Consider the following 2,082-nt stretch of genomic DNA (forward strand, 5'->3'; position numbering starts at 1 on the left):
GATTGCTTCTTGTTTAGAATCAGTAGTTTTATGAATATCAGCAAACCCACCACAAGGATAATATTGGTCAATTCCAAAACACCAATATCTATGATTTAAATTGATTTCGTCTATCATTCATTACACCACCTATGTAATTTTCACATAATAAAAAGCCACAACTCATATATGAGTGTGACTTTTAAGATTCAAGTATTCGGATAAAGCTCGCTAGCTTTTTTATCGAGAAATTCTTTAATGGTTTCTGAAAGATCTAGATTTTCATCAGGTAATTCCATTGGTCCATACGTTTTTCCTGTTCTTAAATTCGTAAATATAATATAAGTTAGATGATCCGTATCTTTATGAAAAACTTTATAATCATATAATGCACTGTTAGCATCGCTAACATATAAACCTTGATCATAAGGCTTATTTAATCCTTGTTCTAATGCCATAATTAACACCCCCCCATTCTATTATTAATTATATCAAAAAAATACCCCTTTTACCTACACCCATCATTCATCATTTATCGATAAAAAGAGCAACCGTGCACCAGTTGCCCTTTCGTTAAATTTCTATGCTATTACTATAAATCATTTTTTCAATAGTTTCGATTCACTTTAGGAGTGAACCTAAATGATACTTTTTTTCTCAATAAATTGAATTAACCTTACTAATTCTGCATGTTTCTTTTTAATATGGCTAACACTGTAATTCATATGTTCTGCAACTTCTTCCAGTGTCATCCCATCAATGTATTTCAACTTAAGTATTTGATTTTCTAGCCCTTTAAAATCATTTACTAAATCGAGAAGCTTATTCATTTGTTCCTTTTTAAAAAACAGTTCTTTCTTAATTTGTTCGAGCATTTCTTCTACCCTCGCACCTTTAGAACCCTCTGTTAGACGAACTTCTCGTAAATCACCATTTACCCAACGATCAAGCTCTAATTCTGTTTTTTCTAGATTGTACTCCAAGTATGCTATTTCCTCTTTTAACTTTTGATAATCCTTCAACCAGTCAAACAAATGATGATTCACCTACTTTCACAGTACACTACTGGTCAATAATTCCTCGCAGAACCTATCAATGTAATACCTTATTGTATACAGACATTGATTTGATAATTTTATCAGCTATTTATTGATTCGCTTCACTTATTCCACGATAATATCCAGATAAACTTATATCGCCTTTTTTATATGCTATATCAGCTTGTTTTTTATTTTCACTTGCAGCAGCAAGTAAATCGTTTACTAACTCTTCAATAACTGAACTCATTTTAGGATCCCCGCCTGTACAAAAATATTTCTCCATGCAACTTGAGTTCTATGCTTCTCTATTTCTTTCGCACGACGAGAAATAGCCTTTTTTAACTTTTTCTTCTTTAAATTGCTCATAATCTCCATCCTTTCTGTTTTAAAAAACGCTTTTCAACCCTAAAAACCATATAAGCCTCTTAACACCTCATAAAATGCGTTTTAATCAATTCTAGTCCTATTGCATTATGATTTAAAAACAAATGGGTTATAACGCAATCTCGAAAGCTGTTTTATCCGAACTTTTGTTCTTTTTTGATTCCCACTTCTTTTACATTGTTAATCACTATATCCGTTTTTACCAAGTCGTCCTCCGACAGTTGAAAATCGCAAACGTTTTGAAGTATTTCTTCCATTGTTTCCGCTTCAACAACTGATTCATACACTTTCATTTTGGTAAAAGTAACATTATATACTCCCACTTTCCCTCTCCCCCTACATATCGATTTTTATATCTTTTGTTCTTTCTATTAATTCTTTTATTTCAAATAAAGCAGCACATATTTGACCTTCTTCATATGGGTCCGTACTTTCAATACATTTAATAATATCTTTGATTAATTTTTCATTTTCCATCCCTCTACCTCACCTGAATAAAACTCAAAATTCCGTCAATACTGTTGATAACCTTTTACTAACTTACCCAAGAGTCGAGCAGTTAGCTTTCGCTAGCTGCTCTTTTATTTATTTGTTGTAATCTACAGTGTTTTATATAACACATTGCCATATTGATGAACCTATTAAACCATTCTGTTTCTTCACGGTTCATATTGTATTC

The 2,082-nt window shown here is 31.7% G+C and carries 6 protein-coding genes; all 6 read right to left on the bottom strand.

From position 1 onward, the window contains the following. Positions 1–188: 188 nt before the first annotated feature. The 6 genes from MR058_RS22685 to MR058_RS22710 all read right to left on the bottom strand — a co-directional run bounded on the left by MR058_RS22685 (position 189) and on the right by MR058_RS22710 (position 1,880). On the bottom strand, positions 189–437 hold the full coding sequence (locus MR058_RS22685; protein WP_242136731.1) for a hypothetical protein: 249 nt from the start codon (positions 435–437) through the stop codon (positions 189–191). A 180-nt stretch (positions 438–617) separates the two neighbouring features. Beyond that, complete coding sequence (locus tag MR058_RS22690; RefSeq protein ID WP_242145928.1) at positions 618–1,013, bottom strand: sigma factor-like helix-turn-helix DNA-binding protein; 396 nt, start codon at positions 1,011–1,013, stop codon at positions 618–620. A gap of 112 nt (positions 1,014–1,125) precedes the next feature. Beyond that, positions 1,126–1,266, bottom strand: a complete 141-nt coding sequence (locus tag MR058_RS22695) for a glyoxalase (RefSeq protein WP_242145929.1) — start codon at positions 1,264–1,266, stop codon at positions 1,126–1,128. Next, entirely contained in the window at positions 1,263–1,385 is a 123-nt protein-coding gene (locus MR058_RS22700) for a DUF3983 domain-containing protein (RefSeq protein ID WP_242145930.1), read from the bottom strand. Before MR058_RS22700 ends, MR058_RS22695 begins: the two co-directional genes overlap by 4 nt. A 152-nt stretch (positions 1,386–1,537) precedes the next feature. Next, complete coding sequence (locus MR058_RS22705; RefSeq protein WP_242145931.1) at positions 1,538–1,726, bottom strand: hypothetical protein; 189 nt, start codon at positions 1,724–1,726, stop codon at positions 1,538–1,540. 13 nt (positions 1,727–1,739) lie between these two features. Continuing rightward, on the bottom strand, positions 1,740–1,880 hold the full coding sequence (locus MR058_RS22710) for a hypothetical protein (RefSeq protein ID WP_242145932.1): 141 nt from the start codon (positions 1,878–1,880) through the stop codon (positions 1,740–1,742). Between the last annotated feature and the right edge of the window lie 202 nt (positions 1,881–2,082).

Source organism: Bacillus cereus group sp. BfR-BA-01430, from assembly GCF_022663115.1.
GTDB lineage: Bacteria > Bacillota > Bacilli > Bacillales > Bacillaceae_G > Bacillus_A > Bacillus_A cereus_BD.

Coding starts and splice junctions, on each gene's coding strand:
- MR058_RS22685 (WP_242136731.1), bottom strand. CDS start 437: ATGGCATTAGAACAAGGATTAAATAAGCCTTATGATCAAGGTTTATAT.
- MR058_RS22695 (WP_242145929.1), bottom strand. CDS start 1,266: ATGAGTTCAGTTATTGAAGAGTTAGTAAACGATTTACTTGCTGCTGCA.
- MR058_RS22700 (WP_242145930.1), bottom strand. CDS start 1,385: ATGAGCAATTTAAAGAAGAAAAAGTTAAAAAAGGCTATTTCTCGTCGT.
- MR058_RS22710 (WP_242145932.1), bottom strand. CDS start 1,880: ATGGAAAATGAAAAATTAATCAAAGATATTATTAAATGTATTGAAAGT.